Source organism: Paenarthrobacter sp. TE3676, from assembly GCF_056279165.1.
Genome location: NZ_JBWBQU010000001.1, coordinates 281,903 through 298,039, shown reverse-complemented (window position 1 = coordinate 298,039; position 16,137 = coordinate 281,903). Strand labels below are relative to the sequence as shown.

The window sequence follows — 16,137 nt, the reverse complement described above, 5'->3', positions numbered from 1 at the left end:
GAATCCCGCCTCCAAGCTTATCCACCCAAGGCAATGGCAGCGATGGCAGTGGCACCAAGGCCCATCACAGCCAGCGTGCTGACCAGGACAAGCCGGGCTGATGCCGCCTCGTTTCCGACCTGGAGTTGGCGTGAGCGAACCCACACCACGGACGCCAGTACGATGGTGGCAAGTGCCGCCATGAGTGCACAGATCCCTTGGTAATCAAGTCCGGGGAGACCGGCGACGAGGTTGCCCGTGGAGGGCTCAGACGTCAGCCAACTCCGCCAAATGAACAGGTCCACTACTACCAACGAGATCAGCGTCCGGCGCCATGCCAAGGTGGTGCGCTCGGGCTGCAACCCGGGGTCGCGGACTTCCATGCTTACCGCGCCACCAATATCAGCACAGCGAAGGCGAACGCCGCTACGGCAACAACAATGGTCATGAACAGCATGACCCTGGAGAACGGAAGCGCCTGATCGTTGCGCATCGCCGCTTCCATCTGCCCCCAACGGCGGTAGGAAAGCGCCGCCAGCCCGGCCCCGACCAGTGCCAGCAAGACACAAAGGACCAGCCGGACGGGTGTGGGCGCGATGTTCGGGGCCAGCTGGTCAACGGCAACCGCGCCGGCGAGCAATGCCAGGGACGTGCGGATCCACGCGAGGAAGGTGCGTTCGTTGGCAAGGGAAAACCTGTAGTCGGGCGTCTTGCCTGTCCGTCGCCAAGCAGGTTCACGCAAAATGTCACTCCAAGTTTTGTCAGTGCCGTGCAGCTTCCCCACCATATCAGCGGCGGTTCACGGGCACGGTAAGTTACTGGCATGAGTGTTGAGCCTAAATCCCCCGCTGTTCCTTCCTTCGAATCCCGAGTGCACGGGTCACTTCTGGGAGGAGCCCTGGGTGATTCCCTTGGTTATGCCGTGGAGTTCGACTCCATTGCCGCGATCCGTGCCCGCTATGGTTCCGGCGGCCTGACGTCTTTCGCGCAACTCGACGGCCGCAGCCACTTCTCGGACGACACGCAAATGACCTTGTACACCGTTGACGGTCTTGTGGAAGCGCTCGAATGGGCCAACGACGGCTTAGCGGCGGACGAAATCGCCTGCCTTTGGCTGGCCTACCTCCGCTGGCTCGCTACCCAGGATGTTGCTGTTGCCTCCTCCGCTCCCGTGCCGCAACCGCGCTGGATCGACGCCCAGGACGTCCTGCGTCACCGCCGGGCGCCCGGAAATGCCTGCCTCAGTGGTTTGGCAACGGGCGAAATGGGAACAGTTGCACGGCCGGTTAATGCCGACTCCAAAGGTTGCGGCACTGTGATGCGTTCTGCCCCGTTTGGACTCATCCCCCACATTTCAAGGGAAGCCGTCTACAAACTCAGCTCGGACGCCGCCTCCTTGACGCACGGACACCCTTCGGCGCGACTCAGCGCAGCAGCATTCAGCCTGCTGATCCACAACATCGTGGCCGGAAGCGACATCCGCACCTCCGCTATCGAGGCCCTCAGCTATGTCAACGGTGTCCCCACCAAAGCACCCGAGCTGGCGGAGCGGCTGGAAGCCGCCCTGCAGTTGTCGTTGCAGCCTGCCCCACTGGACCCCGAAGGACTGACCACAGCGCTCGGTGAGGGCTGGGTCGCAGAGGAAGCACTCGCCGTCGGGCTTTACGCTGTGCTGGCCACCAGCGGCGGAACGCCGGCAGAACACTTCCGCAATGCAATATCCGTGGCCATCAACCACAGTGGCGACAGCGACTCCACAGGCTCCATTGCGGGAAACATCCTGGGGGCCTACTACGGCGAAGACGGCCTGCCGTCCGACTGGCTCGAGTCCCTGGAAGCGCCGGAAGTCATTCGCGGCATGGCGGACAGATTGCTTGCCGTCACCACCGGCTAAACAATAGCTAGATCCGGCGGAGCGTCACGTTGTTGCAGGCCTCGCACACGTCCTCGGGGATGAGGCCCCTGCGCTGAAGGAACCCAAAGATCGCGCAGCCGAGGCAGAAACCCACAAACGCTTCCAGCGAAGCCGCCACGATCAGCAGCGCCAGCAGAATCCAGGCGGCTGGCTGGAAGCCGGTGAAAAACAGCACGACGGCGGCACTCGTCAGTGCGGCGCCGATCCCTTGGGCGAACCGCTTGGGAGGACCAGCCACAAGCTTGGCGTGCCCGATTCTTGGTGCCAACACCTTGACTGACAGAAGAGCGAGCGGAGAGACCCGTGGTCCAAACAGCACGCGAAGCCAGAATCCGACAGCAAGTACCACCAAGCCCCAACCCCCGCCGGTCAGCAAGGTGGCGACGGCCACCACCACAACCAGTCCGGCCGTGATCCGGGCAGCATATTCATTAACGGGATTGGGGAAAGCGAAAAAAGCCCGCCAACCAGCCCCACCGTTTGTTGCAGCGCCAGAAGGAGCGGGACCGCTGGCAGGACGGCGCTCGGGAGCTGGGGGAAGGGCTGACTTGGTCATCCCCCAAGGCTAGGAGTGCCGCTCTTCCGGCGGAAAGGATTATTGCGCAGTATGACCAGATGACCCGGCGGCCGGAAGGTTACGCGCCGCCCACCATCTGCAGGAACTCGCCCTCAGAAACAACCTCGATTTGCTGGCCCTTGGCATGCAGTTCCAGGACCCGTTTGGCTTTGCCAGTGAGTCGGCCGGCGCGAAGGTCGCCTGCCACGAAGCCATCACCGACGATCAGAACAGTGGTGCGCGCGGTGACCCGGCTTTCCGGACGTGCCCCCATGTCCGCGGCGCGGGATTTCGCCTCCGGCCTGGTGATAGCGAGGTCGCCTGTGAAGACAACTGTCTGGCCGAAGAGCGGATGTCCGGGTTCCGCAGCCGGGTTCGGCAAGGGGTTTGGGCCCTCCTCCGGCCAGCTCTGAAAACCGCTGGGGACGCCAAGTGCTCGCTCCAATGTTCGTTCTGCGAAGCTTCCGGTTCTGGCAGCGAGGGCGGACATGGTCGCTTTGGACAGACCTTGGGCTGGATCGAAGGCAGGTTGCTTCGGCAGGTTGAGGCCAAGGGAAAGGTAGAGTTCGGCGATGCTGTTGGCGCTGTTCCGTCGGGCGATGTCCACAAGGATTCCGGCGCAGGCGCGGGCGTCTTCCGCGGCGTCGTGGTGGTTGACCAGGGGAACGCCTGCCTCCTCGGCGGCATAGGGCAAAGAGTTGGACACCAATGAGTAGCAGCGGCGGGACAGCATCACAGTGCACACATAGTCGTAGGCTGGCCCGGCAAGACCGGAGACTTCCAGGCCTGACCGGATAACGCCGAGGTCGAAGGCAGCGTTGTGGGCCGCGAGTACGTCGTCACCGATGAAGGCGCCAATTTCCGGGAAGAGCTCCCCGAACCGCGGGCGATCAGCGACGTCTTCGGCGCGGATGCCGTGGATGCGCGTGTTGTGGAACTCGAAGTGATCGTGGTTTTCGGGCGGGCGCATGAGCCAGGAGGCTTCCTCCACTACTACTCCGCCACGGACTTTACTGAGGCCTACCGAGCACGGCGACCCCCGGAAGCCGTTGGCTGTTTCAAAGTCGATCGCCGTAAAGTCCAATGCCACTGGACAAGATTACAGGTGGAAAAGGCCGCCCTTGCCGATTTCCGCGGCGGGGCGGCCCTTCCGTCCTGCATTGTGGCCAACGCTACATTTGAGCCTATGGAGTGGCCCTGCGAAGGGTTGTGTAGGAACCGGCCGCCAGGATGACGCACAGCAGCGCAGCCCATCCGCTGATGCTAAGCGGCGTCTGCTGGGCAAACCAACCGCCAACGTGTCCCCATCCCTGCAAGAACGTCGTGAGGGCAGCGGCACCGATCAGGGCGACTGTTGAGCCCAAGGTTGAGACCAGCGTTCCAGTGGTGCCCCAACGCTTGAAGATGGTGGCGAACCAGAACCCGATGATGAACATGAACATCATCAGCACGAAGAAGAATGCTGCTGTCGAGTACCAAGGACCATCCGTGACCCAGGGGATATTGAAGAAGTAGCCATCGACACCCCAGCCGTTGGTTGCCCGTTCGATGACGCCACCCAGCATGTAGAGCACTGTCATCCCGAGCGCGATCAGTGAGAAGAGACCCAGAGTTCCCAGGTAGAACGCACGCCGGCTGATACTGAGGCCCTGAGAGAAGAGAAAGACCAAGGTCATACTCTGGATTCCAAGGACCAGGAAGTACCACAGGGGCGCTTGGCTGCCGCCACCATTTTTCCCCTCAGTGACGGGAATGAGCGCGAAGATAGCAAGCGACATCAGGAAGGATGCCGCCAGGATGGTCAACGGCCATCCGATGTACGTCCACTTGTTGATCAGCTGCATCCGGGCAACTGCCAGCGTCCTGCTCATCGCTTTGCCTCCATCGTGTCATCGGCGAAGTCTCCGGTATTTGATGAGAGGCCGGATTCGGTACCGGCCATGGTCTTCCGCACCACCAGCTGCTGCAAGGAAACCGGCGATAGTTCAAGGCCCAACTCCTGGGCTTCGGTGCGTTCACGGCCGCTTAGAACCTCGTCCACCGTCACGGAGGCCAAGGACCCCAGCGTTTCGCGGTGCAGGATCCTGCGGCCGGCCAGGAAGGCGTCCACCTTGTCTGCGGAACCTGACACAGTGACAGCCGAACCCCGGATCTCGTCGGCATCGGCGTCCATGATGATCCGTCCCCGGTCAATCACGATGACGTGTTCAAGGAGGTTCGCTACCTCGTCGATCAAGTGTGAGGAAAGGATGATGGTGCGGGGGTGTTCGGCGTAGTCCTCCACCAGGCGGTCGTAGAACAGTTGCCGTGCGACGGCGTCGAGACCCAGGTACGGCTCATCGAAGAACGTCAGTTCTGCGCGCGAGGCGAGGCCAATGATGACTCCGACGGCGGACAGCTGACCACGTGAGAGCTTCTTGATCCGGCGCTTGACGGGAAGCTGGAAGTCTTCGGCGAGGCGGTCAGCGAATCCTTGGTCCCAGTTCTTGTAGAAGAGCGCCGCGGAACGGAAGGCGTGCTGCGGCTGGAAGTCGTCCGGGTATTTCTGCGATTCACGGATGAAGCAGATCCGGGACAATACGGCATCGTTCTCGTAGGCGCTGCCGCCAAAAACCAGGGCTTCGCCGGAAGTGGCGAAGGCTTGGGCGGTGAGGATTGACATCAACGTGGTCTTGCCCGCACCGTTGCGTCCCAGCAAGCCGTAAATGCGATTCGCCGAGAGGCTGAGGTTAACGTTGTCCAGTGCGTTGAGGTCTTTGTAATGCTTGATCAGGTTACGGGCCTCGACGATGGTGTCGTTCACAGGGCCGCGCTCCTTTCCTTGTCTGTCCCGGTTTCCGGTGCAAGCCCGGAGCTGCGTTCGATCATCGTGTTCAGCTGCTCTGGTGAGATGCCCAGCTTTCGGGCCTCCATTGCGAGCGGCTTGACGTACTGCTCGAAGAATTCCTCGGTGCGGCGTGCTACCAACTGGGCGCGCGCTCCTGTGGCGACGAACATCCCTATCCCCCTGCGTTTATAGAGAATTCCTGAATCCACCAGCAGATTGACGCCCTTGGCGGCAGTCGCCGGGTTGATGCGGTGGAAAGCGGCGAACTCATTGGTGGAAGGAACCTGCGACTCTTCAGCCATGGTGCCGTCCACGATTCCGTTTTCGATGAGTTCGGCGATCTGCATGAAGATCGGCTTGCTGTCATCGATCATGAGCACCACCGCCTTACTGGTTCATTACTCATGTAACTAACCATACAACCAGCAAACCAGCGGTCAAGGGATAACCGGGAAAAATTCGACGACGGCCGTCAAGTAGGCTTGATGCGTGATCTTTTCTGCGATAAGCGACCTTGCCGTATCCACCTTCGGAGGCGCGGGACCGGTTTCGCCGCCTATGGCTTCGTTCCTGCCGGACTGGCTGAACCCCGACGTCTTCCTCCGCGATTCACCTTTGGGACCGTGGGTGGTCCTCCTGGTCTGCGCCATTGTGTTCGCGGAAACAGGCCTCTTGGTGGGGTTCTTCCTGCCCGGTGACTCCATGCTGTTTACGGCGGGACTCCTGGTCTCCACCGGCGCCATCGAGTTCAATCTGTGGGCCATGTGCGCCATGATCATCGTGGCCGCCATCATCGGCAACCAAACCGGCTACCTCATCGGGTCCAAGGCCGGCCCGGCAATCTTCAATAAGCCGGATTCACGGCTGTTCAAGAAGGAAAACGTGGAGAGCGCCCACGCGTTCTTCGAAAAGCACGGCGGCAAGGCTTTGATCCTGGCTCGGTTCGTTCCCATCATCCGCACTTTCGTGCCGGTGATCGTGGGTGTTGCGCAGATGGACAAGCGCAAATTCTTCCTCTTCAACGTCATTGGCGCAGTCCTCTGGGGCGGCGGCGTTACCTTGCTCGGCGCATGGCTTGGCCAGTTTGAGTGGGTTGGCAACAACATCGACATCATCTTCATCGTCATCGTCCTGATCTCCGTCATCCCGATCTTCATTGAGATCGGCCGGGGATTCATGGCCAAGCGCAGGGCCGCGGCCGAAGGCACCGACCCCGTGGAAGAGTTCATCGAGGAGCACGAGGGCGGCAAGCACAGCGAGCACTAAGGCTCAGGCAACCGCCAAAGCGCAGCAAAAAGGCACCCCGCACAGCGGGGTGCCTTTTGCGTCCACGAAGGAACTAGTTCGAACCGGCCTCGGACAACGCCGACACAATGGCGGGAAGCAATGCGCGGAACGCCTGCCCCCGGTGGCTGATGGCGTTCTTCTCCTCAGAGCTAAGCTCGGCACAGCTCCGATCCATCCCGGCAGGTTGCAGCACGGGGTCGTAGCCGAAGCCGCCCTCCCCGCGCGGCTCGCGCAGGAGCGCCCCTTCCAACTGGCCATACTCAACAGTCTCGCGGGCAATGCCGTCTGGACCCGGGACCGCCAGCGCAGCCGCACAGACGAACGCAGCGCCGCGGAACGAGTCCGGAACGTCAGAGAGCTGTGCCAGCAACAGGTTCAGGTTGGCGACGTCATCGCCGTGCCTGCCGGACCAGCGTGCCGAAAAAATACCGGGGGCCCCGCCCAGCACATCAACGGCCAATCCGGAGTCGTCAGCGATGGCCGGCAGGCCAGTCGCTTCCGCCACGGCCCTGGCCTTGAGGAGGGAGTTCTCGGCAAAGGTAACACCGGTTTCGGCAACATCCGGGGCACCTGCCGCAGCGGCGTCCACCACCTGGGTGTCGACGTCGAGCCCTGGAACCTGGCCCCGGAGAAGTTCGCGGAGCTCCTTCAGCTTGCCCTTATTGTGTGTTGCCAGGACGAGGCGTGGAGCCGCAGGAATCGGCGTGCCGCTCACGGAGCTTCCGCCAGCGTCTCGCGCTGGATTGCGGACAGCTGGGTGGTGCCGAGGAGGGCGAGATCAAGCAGCGCATTGAGTTCGTCGCGGTCGAACGGGGCACCTTCTGCAGTTCCCTGAACTTCCACAAATTTGCCCGAACCGGTGACCACCACATTCATATCGGTCTCCGCGCGGACGTCTTCCACGTACGGCAGGTCCAGCATCGGAACGCCATCGATAATGCCCACGGAAACTGCCGCGATGGTGTCCACCAAGGGCTCTGCGTTGCGGGCGATCAGCTTGTTCTCACGGGCAAAACGGATGGCTTCCGCCAGCGCCACATACGCGCCGGTGATCGCGGCAGTGCGTGTACCGCCGTCGGCCTGGAGGACGTCGCAGTCCAAAACGATCGTGTTTTCACCCAGCGCCTTGGTGTCGATGATGGAGCGCAGCGAGCGGCCAATGAGGCGCGAGATCTCGTGGGTGCGGCCACCAATCTTGCCCTTGACCGACTCGCGGTCGGACCGGGTGTTCGTGGCCCGGGGAAGCATGGCGTACTCGGCCGTTACCCAGCCGCGGCCTTCGCCCTTGAGCCAACGGGGCACACCCTCGGTCAGCGAAGCTGTGCACAGAACCCGGGTGTTCCCGAACTCGATCAGCGCCGAGCCCTCTGCCTGCTTGGACCAGCCGCGGGTAATGCTGATGGGTCGCAGTTGGTCAGGGGTCCGGCCATCGGCGCGGATGACGGGAGTGGCTGTAGCTTCAGAAGTCATGGTTCAAGCTTAGCCAAGCTGAGGGCCCCAACCCGACGCCCTGCAAAGTTGGATCGAAGCGAACAGCTGGGTCAAGCGGACAGCTAAATTGTGTAGTGGACCCCGGCTACGGCAACAGCCACGTCACCGGTGAAGACCGGTTTGGCTTCGGACAGCACTTTGGTCTGTGAAGTCCATACCGGGATGTGCGTCAGGAGGAGGCGCTTGGCACCTGCATTCATGGCGGCCTCGCCCGCACGCTTACCGGTGAGGTGGACGTCCTTGATGCCGTCGTCGCGGCCTTCCTCGAAGGCCGCCTCACAAAGGAACAGGTCTGAGTCCCTCGCGGCATCTTCGAGTCCCTGGCAGGAATCGGTGTCCCCCGAATACGTCAGGATCTTGGTCACGGATACGCCGTCCTTGCCCGGTTCCGTAGCCGTGACCCGCAAGGCATAAGCCTCTTCAACGGGGTGATTAACGGCGAAGGGGGTCACTGTGAACGGCCCCACTGTGACCGGCTTGAGCTCGGTCCAGTTGGTGAAGTCGAATTCCTCGTGCATGCCGGGATCCAGGTCCAGCCCATAGGCCGTGGCCATTCTGTCTGCAGTAGCTGCAGGACCCCAAACCGGCAGGCGATCCCGACCCCATCCACCGGGCTTCCACCGGACCGCGACATGCAGGCCGCAGAGGTCCATGCAGTGATCGGGGTGCAGGTGGGTGAGGAAGATCGCGTCGATGTCTTCCAAGTCCGTGTAGCGCTGGATGGCGCCCAAGGCACCGCTGCCCAGGTCCATCACGATCTTCCACTCGCGCTCACCGTCGTGGGCCGTCACCAGATAGCACGACGCCGGCGAACCCGGGCCGGGGAACGAGCCCGTGCAGCCCACTATGGTCAGCTTCACAGGCCACGCCCCATGGTTGTGCCGGTGCCGCCGGCGAGCGCGTCCCCGGGCTGGACGAAGTACGAGCGGCGGGACAGCCCCGCTCCCGATCGTGCCGCTTCCAGCATCTCGGGAGTAATGCGGGCAAGGCTGCCTGTGGGGTACTGGGCCGCAACGTGGTCCACGTGCTTCACGGAGAGGACCTCCGGGCCCAGGAAGCGGCGGGCCAGGGTCTCGAACTGGGTGGCATCGCCAGTGGCTATGAATTCGTGGCTGGGCGCTTGGGACTCTGTCCGCTGGATGCCGTGGTTGGCCAAGGCGCGGTAGACGTCCTTGGCGGTCTCTTCGGCGCTGGAGACAAGCGTGACGTCCTCGCCCATGACGAATGAGATGACGCCGGTCAGCAGTGGGTAGTGGGTGCAACCCAGGACCACAGTGTCCACTCCGGCGTCCTTAAGTGGCTCCAGGTATTCATTGGCGGCGGCCAGGAGATCCGGACCGGTGGTGATTCCGGCTTCCACGAAGTTCACGAACGCCGGGCAGGCCACGGATGTAATCGTCAGGTCCGGAGCGGCAGCAAACGTGTCTTCATAAGCCCTGGACCCTACGGTGGCCGAGGTTCCGATGACACCGATCCTGCCGGAACGGGTAGCAGAGACCGCCCGCCGGACTGCCGGTTGGATAACCTCGATGACAGGTATGCCATACCGGGCCGTATAGCGTTCCCTGGCATCACGGAGCACCGCGGCAGAGGCCGAGTTGCAGGCGATGGTCAGCAACTTCACCCCTGAATCCACCAGCTCGTCCATAACGCCAAGCGCATTCGCCCGGACCTCGGCAATGGGAAGTGGACCATAAGGGCCGTTTGCGGTGTCGCCCACATAGAGGATTGATTCGTTCGGGAGTTGGTCGATGATGGAACGCGCCACCGTCAATCCACCCACACCTGAGTCAAAAATGCCGATTGGCCGTGCCCCTATGAGTTCAACGTTGCCGATGGGGGCGTCATTGCCCAACGCGCCGCTTGTGGAACCCGATGATGAAGTCATAATTATTCGAGAATAAGGCTTCCCGTGGTGTGCGGCCATTACCTGTGCTCTCCGCCTCGTGTCTGATTTGTCACAGGGCAGTCGCATTTGTTTCAGGGCAGAAGCAGCAACCCGCCATCCGGCTTAGGATTTCGCCTGCCTTGCGGCCATCATCGCCTGCACCAAAGACTCTTGGAGCCACGTAGTGAAGTTGTAGACAAGGGCCAGGTAACTCTCCACGTCCTCCGCCTGGCTCCAATCCTGCATGCTGTGGATGTGCTCGGCATCCGCTTCATCACGAATGTCCAGGCGTTCGGCCAGTACAAGCCGGACGTCGTTCAACGCCATCGACCAGCGGGTAGCGTCCTCCGGCGTCAGAACGAGCTCGTTCTTGTCCAGGCCTAAAGCTGCAGCCCTCAAGGCGCCGATTTTGTTTTCCCGCACAGAGCGTTCGGTGAGCTGGCGGAACTCCAGCGAGCCGCCGTCGTCGTCCTTCATGACGTTCGGCAGGAGACGCAACAGGGCGCGGTCGCTGGGCTGCTTGACGTCCATATCCAAGCCGATCAGCGCTGCCAACGGGTCTTCGTTTTCCCGGACATCCGATTCCAGCATGGAAATGACGTCGTCAAGCAATCCGCGCAGGAGGTCACGCTCCGCCGGCTCCAGGTATCCGCTGATGCCCTTGAGGCCGTACTTGAATGCCTTAGCCACGCTGGCGGCCGCCCTTTCCAGGTGTTTCGTTGCCGCTCGCGGCCTTTTCCACAGTGGCCCAGAGACCAAAACCGTGCATGGCCACCGCGTGCTGTTCCACTTGTTCCTTACTGCCGTGGGCCACAATGGACCGGCCCTTCTTATGGACCTCCATCATCAGCTTGTGGGCTTTGGACTCGGAGTAGCCGAAGTAACTCTGGAACACATAGCTCACGTAGCTCATCAGATTCACGGGATCATTCCAGATCACAAGGTTCCACGGGATATCAGGGGCTGTCAGGACATCGGTGGACGATTGCTCTGCAGCTTTCGTCCGCTCATCGATGTCCGTGCCATACGCAACGCTAGGGCTCATCTGTCCATTCTATGGCGGCTCGCACTAGAGTGAATCCGTGAGTAGAGCCTCGTCGTGGGACCACCCCGCAACTTCCTTGTACACAGACCACTACGAACTGACCATGCTTCAGGCAGCCTTACACTCGGGCGCCGCGCACCGCCGCTCAGTGTTCGAAGCATTCGCCCGGCGGCTGCCGGACGGCCGCCGCTATGGCGTTGTGGGCGGCACGGGACGCCTGTTGGAAGGCATTGCCGACTTCCGGTTCGGCGACGACGAACTTGCCTTCCTCGAACAGAACAAAGTGGTCAACCAGGAAACGCTGGACTACCTCGCCGACTACAAATTCAGCGGCGACATCTGGGGCTACGCAGAAGGTGACGCCTACTTCCCCAACTCCCCCATCCTCATCGTCGAATCGACGTTCGCCGAGGCCTGCATCCTGGAAACCTTCGTCCTCTCGGTCCTCAACCACGACAGCGCCATTGCTTCCGCGGCTTCAAGGATGACCTCGGCGGCCGGCACTCGCCCCTGCATCGAGATGGGTTCCCGGCGCACCCAGGAGGAATCAGCGACGGCGGCAGCCCGCGCCGCTGTGATTGCCGGCTTCGCCAGCACCTCCAACCTGGAAGCCGGACGGCGCTACGGCATCAAGACCGTCGGCACGGCAGCGCACTCCTTCACGCTCCTTCATGACACCGAGCGCGAGGCCTTCGAGGCACAGATCGCCGCATTCGGTCCGGGCACTTCCCTGCTGGTGGATACCTATGACGTCGAGACGGCGGTGCGTACCGCCGTCGAGCTGGCCGGTGACAAACTCGGCGCAGTCCGGCTGGACTCCGGCGACCTCATTGCCCAGGCGCAGTGGGTACGCCAAATGCTGGATGACCTGGGCAACGTCAACACCCGCATCGTGGTCACCTCGGACCTCGACGAATTCGCCATTGCGGCCCTCCAGTCCGCGCCCGTGGACTCCTACGGCGTTGGCACTTCCCTGGTCACCGGTTCCGGGGCACCAACGGCCAGCATGGTGTACAAGCTGGTCAGCCGCACCAACGACGCCGGCGAATTCATCTCGGTTGCCAAGGCCGCAAAAAACAAGGCCAGCGTGGGTGGACGCAAATACGCCCTCCGCAAGCTCAACGAACGAGGCCAGGCCACCCAGGAAATCGTTGGGATCGGCCACCGCCCCGAAGACGACGGCAACGACCGCGTCCTGCTCCACCAGTTCGTCAAGAACGGCGAAGTGCTGCCCGGATGGACCGGACCTGAAGGCGTCATCCGTGCCCGTGAACGGCACGCGGCCACCATGGCCGAGCTGCCCGCCGTCGTAAACCGCCTGCAGCGCGGCGAGGCTGCCATCCCCACCATCTACGAGGAGAACTGATGTCCAGGGCCCTGATCATCGTCGATGTACAAAATGACTTCTGCGAGGGTGGAACGCTCGCAGTCGAAGGTGGCGCCGCCGTAGCAGGCGCCATCACCGAGTACATGGACGCCAACCAGCAACACTTTGACCACATCGTGGCCACCCAGGATTGGCACATCGAGCCCGGCGACCACTTTTCAGACGACCCGGACATGGTTGACTCCTGGCCTCCGCACTGCAGGGCAAGGAGCAAAGGTGCCGAACTCCACGAAGACCTTGATCCCGAGTACATCCAGGCGTACTTCCGAAAAGGACAGTTCACTGCGGCTTACTCAGGCTTCGAGGGAGTCCTGGCTCCTGAAGACGATGTCCCCACCGGCGACCTGAAGGCAGGCACCGCCGTAGCGGAGGTCCTCGATGAAGACGCGATAGGGCTCGATGACTGGCTGCAGAGCCACGACGTCGAAGAAGTGGTGGTGGTAGGGCTGGCTACGGACTACTGCGTCAAGGCCACGGCACTGGATGCCGTCCAGGCCGGTTACATCACGACGGTCATCGCTGAACTCACAGCCGGAATCGCCGAGGACCTTTCGGGCGCCTACGACGAAATGGAAGCCGCCGGCGTCGAAGTCGAACGGGACTGAAACCGCCCTTCTCAAGCTCAAAACCAAGGAGGGCGCCGCAACCGCGGCGCCCTCCCTTGTTTTTGCTTTTTGCTGACTTTGGAGCCAGCTACTTCCTGCCGATGAACCAGTCCTGGAGCTTTCGCAGGCGCGCCTGCAGCTGCTCCTCGTTCGCCTGGGCCACAGCGGGACCCCCACACACTTCACGCAGTTTGGTATGAACCACCCCATGGGGAGTGCCGGTGCGGGCGGACCAGGCGGCCACGTTCTTAGCCAGCTCGTTGCGCAAGTCCATCAGCATGCGGTGGTCAGGAACCGCAGGCGCAGCAGCAGCTGCCAAGGGCGACTGGCGCTTCTTGCGCGATTGCTGTTCATGCTGGCGCTGACGCAACAACGTGCCTACCTGTTCGGCGTCAAGTAGTCCCGGGATTCCCAGGAAGTCCAGCTCTTCATCCGAACCGATATCGGCACCCGTGCCGAACTCGCCGCCGTCGAAAAGGACACGGTCAAAGGAGGCCTGGGAGTCCAAGGCTTCAAACTTGCCCTTGGTGAGCTCGTCGGAGGCCTTGTCCTCGCGGTTGGCCTCCGCCATGAGGTTTTCTTCGGGGTTGAAGAGGCCGTCGTCGTCCTTTTCAGGGCGGTCCAATGCGTGATCGCGCTCGGCCTCCATGGTGTTGGCCAGCACCATCAGCGGAGGTACGGACGGAAGGAATACCGACGCCGTCTCGCCCCTCTTGCGGGCACGCACAAAGCGGCCCACGGCCTGAGCGAAGAAGAGCGGCGTTGAGGTTGAGGTGGCATAGACGCCCACCGATAGGCGTGGAACGTCCACGCCTTCGGACACCATGCGGACAGCCACCATCCATCGCTGATCCCCCGCGGAGAACTCCTCGATCTTGCTGGAAGCCTTGGAATCATCAGAGAGAATGACCGTGGGCGATTGGCCCGTTATTTTCTTCAGCTGACCGGCGTAGGCGCGTGCATCATCGTGGTCCGTGGCAATCACCAGCCCGCCGGCGTCCGGCACGGTCCTCCGAACCTCGCCGAGCCGTTTGTCTGCGGCCGCCAGGACGGCAGGAATCCACTCACCCGTGGGGTTCAGGGCAGTCCGCCAGGCCTGCGAGGTGATGTCCTTGGTTACAGCCGCTTCCCCTAGGGACGCCGCCATCTCGTCGCCGGCACTGGTGCGCCAGCGCATCTGGCCTGAATAGGCCATAAACAGGACGGGACGCACCACGTGGTCCCGCAGTGCGTTTCCGTAGCCGTAGGTGTAATCAGCCTTCGAACGGCGAATGCCGTCCCGGTCCTCAGCGTATTCGACGAAGGGAATTGGCGAGGTATCCGAACGGAAAGGGGTACCCGTCAGGGACAGGCGCCGCGCAGCAGGATCGAAGGCCTCCCGGAGGCCGTCTCCCCACGAAAGCGCCTCGCCGCCGTGGTGGATTTCATCCAGGATCACCAAGGTGCGGGCCGCTTCGGTCTTCGCGCGATGCAACATGGGCTTGCTCGCTACCTGCGCGTACGTGACGGCAACACCCACGAATCCCCGGCCGTGTTGGCCATCGGAGTTCTTGAAGTTGGGATCAATAGCGACTCCCACTTTTGCTGCGGCGTCTGCCCACTGCCGCTTCAAGTGGTCAGTGGGCGCCACGATGGTGATGCGGTTGACCACACCGCTGTCCAGCAGGGTGGTGGCGATGCGCAGCGCAAAAGTGGTCTTACCAGCGCCGGGCGTTGCCACAGCGAGGAAGTCCTTCGGATTGCGGGTCATGTAGAGGTCAAGCGCCTCCTGCTGCCACGCACGGAGCTTGGGCGCCGTACCCCAGGCGGCGCGCTCCGGATACGCCGGAGGCAGGGACGGTCCGCCAAAAAGTGTTTCTGTCATGCTGACTCCCCCGGCCTCATGGCAGAGACGGTGTTCTCCGGCTTTCCGGGCACGCCAAAGCGGACCGTAGGCCGGTGAAGTTCAGAAAGGGCCGGAGTTCTCTTCCCACCCACTACTTGGAGTTGCCCGGGCCGCCGTTTTTTCCACCGTCATTGCCGGGGCGGAGGCCTTCGTAAATCTCCTTGCACTCCGGGCAGACCGGGAACTTCTGGGGATCGCGCCCCGGCGTCCAGACTTTGCCGCACAGGGCAATGACGGGCTCGCCGGTCAGGGCCGACTCCATGATCTTTTCCTTGCGGACATAGTGCGAAAACCGCTCGCGGTCGCCGGGCTCCACTTCCTGGCGCGTTTCTTCGCGCTCAATGGTGGCAGTGGACGTTCCGGCTCCGGAAAGCTCGCGCATGGGGTCGTTTTCGAATGGATCCGGAGGAAGCGTAGTCATGCCAAACATCTTACCGTCTACAGGCCCTGCCACTCCGGCTTGTTGTCATAGGTATGCCGATAATAGTCGGCTAGTTTCAGCGATGACGCGGCCGCCTCATCCACCAAAATAGTGGCGTGCGGGTGCATCTGAAGGATGGAGGCCGCACAAATGGCAGCCACTGGGCCCTCCACGAAATCCCGGACAGCCTGGGCTTTCTGGGCCCCCGTTGCGACCAAGACCACATGCCGGGCATCCATGATGGTTCCGAGGCCCTGCGTGACTACATGGTGGGGAACGTCATCGATGCTGTTGAAGAAACGGGCGTTGTCCTTCCGGGTCTGCTCGATCAGCGTCTTGATGCGCGTCCGGGATGCCAAAGATGAGCCAGGCTCATTGAAGCCGATATGCCCGTCTGTTCCTACGCCCAAAATCTGGAGATCGACTCCACCTACCGCCTTAATGGCGTCTTCGTAGCCCTGGCATGCAGCCTCAAGATCCTCCGCCGCGCCATCCGGCCCATGGACGTTCTCGGGCTTGATATTTACCCGGTTGGTGAACTCGCGCCGGATGACCTCGCGGTAGGACTCGGGATGTCCTGCTTGGAGCCCTACATATTCATCCAAAGCGAACCCATGCGCCTCGCTGAAGTCCAATCCCCCTGCCTCGTACCGCCTGGCCAATTCGTCGTAGATGGGCAGCGGTGACGACCCCGTCGCCAAGCCCAGGACTGCATTGGGCTTGCGGCGTACCAGCGCTTCGATGGCATCGGCTGCAAGCGCACCGATCTGCTTAGTGCCAGGGAGAATGACAACTTCCATCGTCACGGCCTTTCTTAGTTATGAGCTATCTGACAAAGACGTTATCCCATG

At 62.1% G+C, this 16,137-nt stretch carries 20 protein-coding genes; 4 read left to right on the top strand and 16 right to left on the bottom strand.

Going from position 1 to position 16,137, the window contains the following annotated elements:
• Positions 1-17: 17 nt before the first annotated feature.
• The gene (locus tag ACZ881_RS01525; RefSeq protein WP_091468324.1) at positions 18-362 is read right to left on the bottom strand and encodes a DUF202 domain-containing protein; all 345 of its coding nucleotides are present in this window, start codon (positions 360-362) and stop codon (positions 18-20) included.
• A 2-nt stretch (positions 363-364) separates the two neighbouring features.
• Positions 365-721 carry a YidH family protein gene (locus ACZ881_RS01520; RefSeq protein WP_175538584.1) on the bottom strand — a complete coding sequence of 119 codons (357 nt, stop codon included), beginning with the start codon at positions 719-721 and terminating at the stop codon, positions 365-367.
• An 81-nt stretch (positions 722-802) separates the two neighbouring features.
• Here ACZ881_RS01520 and ACZ881_RS01515 point away from each other — a divergent pair, with 81 nt between their 5' ends.
• Entirely contained in the window at positions 803-1,873 is a 1,071-nt protein-coding gene (locus tag ACZ881_RS01515; RefSeq protein ID WP_476112125.1) for an ADP-ribosylglycohydrolase family protein, read from the top strand.
• A 7-nt stretch (positions 1,874-1,880) separates the two neighbouring features.
• Here the strand turns inward: ACZ881_RS01515 and ACZ881_RS01510 are convergent, their stop codons facing one another.
• From ACZ881_RS01510 to ACZ881_RS01490, 5 genes are all read right to left on the bottom strand, one after another.
• Positions 1,881-2,450 carry a DUF4395 domain-containing protein gene (locus ACZ881_RS01510; protein ID WP_476112123.1) on the bottom strand — a complete coding sequence of 190 codons (570 nt, stop codon included), beginning with the start codon at positions 2,448-2,450 and terminating at the stop codon, positions 1,881-1,883.
• 79 nt (positions 2,451-2,529) lie between these two features.
• Complete coding sequence (locus ACZ881_RS01505; RefSeq protein WP_091468334.1) at positions 2,530-3,540, bottom strand: 3'-5' exonuclease; 1,011 nt, start codon at positions 3,538-3,540, stop codon at positions 2,530-2,532.
• Between the two features lie 94 nt (positions 3,541-3,634).
• Positions 3,635-4,321: a hypothetical protein gene (locus ACZ881_RS01500; protein ID WP_476112120.1), complete on the bottom strand. Its 687-nt coding sequence runs from the start codon at positions 4,319-4,321 to the stop codon at positions 3,635-3,637.
• Entirely contained in the window at positions 4,318-5,253 is a 936-nt protein-coding gene (locus ACZ881_RS01495) for an ABC transporter ATP-binding protein (protein ID WP_476112118.1), read from the bottom strand. Before ACZ881_RS01495 ends, ACZ881_RS01500 begins: the two co-directional genes overlap by 4 nt.
• Positions 5,250-5,651, bottom strand: coding sequence for a GntR family transcriptional regulator (locus ACZ881_RS01490; protein ID WP_208295805.1), 402 nt, complete (start codon positions 5,649-5,651; stop codon positions 5,250-5,252). The genes ACZ881_RS01495 and ACZ881_RS01490 overlap by 4 nt, the downstream gene beginning before the upstream one ends.
• Positions 5,652-5,781: 130 nt before the next feature.
• On the opposite strand from ACZ881_RS01490, the gene ACZ881_RS01485 reads away from it, so the two are divergent.
• Positions 5,782-6,543: a DedA family protein gene (locus tag ACZ881_RS01485; protein ID WP_178997619.1), complete on the top strand. Its 762-nt coding sequence runs from the start codon at positions 5,782-5,784 to the stop codon at positions 6,541-6,543.
• A gap of 73 nt (positions 6,544-6,616) precedes the next feature.
• Here ACZ881_RS01485 and rdgB read toward each other — a convergent pair whose 3' ends face one another.
• The 6 genes from rdgB to clpS form a co-directional block, all read right to left on the bottom strand.
• Positions 6,617-7,279 carry an RdgB/HAM1 family non-canonical purine NTP pyrophosphatase gene (gene rdgB / locus ACZ881_RS01480; protein ID WP_476112116.1) on the bottom strand — a complete coding sequence of 221 codons (663 nt, stop codon included), beginning with the start codon at positions 7,277-7,279 and terminating at the stop codon, positions 6,617-6,619.
• Positions 7,276-8,034 (bottom strand): ribonuclease PH, encoded by a 759-nt coding sequence (rph, locus tag ACZ881_RS01475; protein ID WP_011775233.1) that lies wholly within the window; start codon positions 8,032-8,034, stop codon positions 7,276-7,278. Before rph ends, rdgB begins: the two co-directional genes overlap by 4 nt.
• 83 nt (positions 8,035-8,117) lie before the next feature.
• Positions 8,118-8,915, bottom strand: coding sequence for an MBL fold metallo-hydrolase (locus ACZ881_RS01470; RefSeq protein WP_091468347.1), 798 nt, complete (start codon positions 8,913-8,915; stop codon positions 8,118-8,120).
• Positions 8,912-9,982: a glutamate racemase gene (murI, locus tag ACZ881_RS01465; protein ID WP_178996801.1), complete on the bottom strand. Its 1,071-nt coding sequence runs from the start codon at positions 9,980-9,982 to the stop codon at positions 8,912-8,914. Before murI ends, ACZ881_RS01470 begins: the two co-directional genes overlap by 4 nt.
• Before the next feature lie 84 nt (positions 9,983-10,066).
• Complete coding sequence (locus tag ACZ881_RS01460; protein ID WP_178996802.1) at positions 10,067-10,633, bottom strand: DUF2017 domain-containing protein; 567 nt, start codon at positions 10,631-10,633, stop codon at positions 10,067-10,069.
• Positions 10,626-10,988, bottom strand: a complete 363-nt coding sequence (gene clpS / locus ACZ881_RS01455) for an ATP-dependent Clp protease adapter ClpS (protein WP_011775237.1) — start codon at positions 10,986-10,988, stop codon at positions 10,626-10,628. The genes ACZ881_RS01460 and clpS overlap by 8 nt, the downstream gene beginning before the upstream one ends.
• 37 nt (positions 10,989-11,025) lie before the next feature.
• Between clpS and ACZ881_RS01450 the strand changes: the two genes are divergently transcribed.
• A complete protein-coding gene (locus ACZ881_RS01450) occupies positions 11,026-12,354 on the top strand; it encodes a nicotinate phosphoribosyltransferase (protein WP_476112113.1) in 1,329 nt (442 codons plus the stop codon).
• Complete coding sequence (locus tag ACZ881_RS01445; protein WP_476112111.1) at positions 12,354-12,980, top strand: isochorismatase family protein; 627 nt, start codon at positions 12,354-12,356, stop codon at positions 12,978-12,980. The genes ACZ881_RS01450 and ACZ881_RS01445 overlap by 1 nt, the downstream gene beginning before the upstream one ends.
• An 88-nt stretch (positions 12,981-13,068) precedes the next feature.
• Here the strand turns inward: ACZ881_RS01445 and ACZ881_RS01440 are convergent, their stop codons facing one another.
• From ACZ881_RS01440 to nagB, 3 genes are all read right to left on the bottom strand, one after another.
• The gene (locus tag ACZ881_RS01440; RefSeq protein ID WP_091468360.1) at positions 13,069-14,844 is read right to left on the bottom strand and encodes a DEAD/DEAH box helicase; all 1,776 of its coding nucleotides are present in this window, start codon (positions 14,842-14,844) and stop codon (positions 13,069-13,071) included.
• A 112-nt stretch (positions 14,845-14,956) separates the two neighbouring features.
• A complete protein-coding gene (locus ACZ881_RS01435) occupies positions 14,957-15,295 on the bottom strand; it encodes a DUF3039 domain-containing protein (RefSeq protein ID WP_089595519.1) in 339 nt (112 codons plus the stop codon).
• Between the two features lie 8 nt (positions 15,296-15,303).
• On the bottom strand, positions 15,304-16,086 hold the full coding sequence (gene nagB / locus ACZ881_RS01430; protein ID WP_091468363.1) for a glucosamine-6-phosphate deaminase: 783 nt from the start codon (positions 16,084-16,086) through the stop codon (positions 15,304-15,306).
• Between the last annotated feature and the right edge of the window lie 51 nt (positions 16,087-16,137).

Coding starts and splice junctions, on each gene's coding strand:
- ACZ881_RS01525 (WP_091468324.1), bottom strand. CDS start 362: ATGGAAGTCCGCGACCCCGGGTTGCAGCCCGAGCGCACCACCTTGGCA.
- ACZ881_RS01515 (WP_476112125.1), top strand. CDS start 803: ATGAGTGTTGAGCCTAAATCCCCCGCTGTTCCTTCCTTCGAATCCCGA.
- ACZ881_RS01510 (WP_476112123.1), bottom strand. CDS start 2,450: ATGACCAAGTCAGCCCTTCCCCCAGCTCCCGAGCGCCGTCCTGCCAGC.
- ACZ881_RS01500 (WP_476112120.1), bottom strand. CDS start 4,321: ATGAGCAGGACGCTGGCAGTTGCCCGGATGCAGCTGATCAACAAGTGG.
- ACZ881_RS01490 (WP_208295805.1), bottom strand. CDS start 5,651: ATGATCGATGACAGCAAGCCGATCTTCATGCAGATCGCCGAACTCATC.
- rph (WP_011775233.1), bottom strand. CDS start 8,034: ATGACTTCTGAAGCTACAGCCACTCCCGTCATCCGCGCCGATGGCCGG.
- murI (WP_178996801.1), bottom strand. CDS start 9,982: ATGGCCGCACACCACGGGAAGCCTTATTCTCGAATAATTATGACTTCA.
- clpS (WP_011775237.1), bottom strand. CDS start 10,988: ATGAGCCCTAGCGTTGCGTATGGCACGGACATCGATGAGCGGACGAAA.
- ACZ881_RS01445 (WP_476112111.1), top strand. CDS start 12,354: ATGTCCAGGGCCCTGATCATCGTCGATGTACAAAATGACTTCTGCGAG.
- ACZ881_RS01440 (WP_091468360.1), bottom strand. CDS start 14,844: ATGACAGAAACACTTTTTGGCGGACCGTCCCTGCCTCCGGCGTATCCG.
- ACZ881_RS01435 (WP_089595519.1), bottom strand. CDS start 15,295: ATGTTTGGCATGACTACGCTTCCTCCGGATCCATTCGAAAACGACCCC.
- nagB (WP_091468363.1), bottom strand. CDS start 16,086: ATGGAAGTTGTCATTCTCCCTGGCACTAAGCAGATCGGTGCGCTTGCA.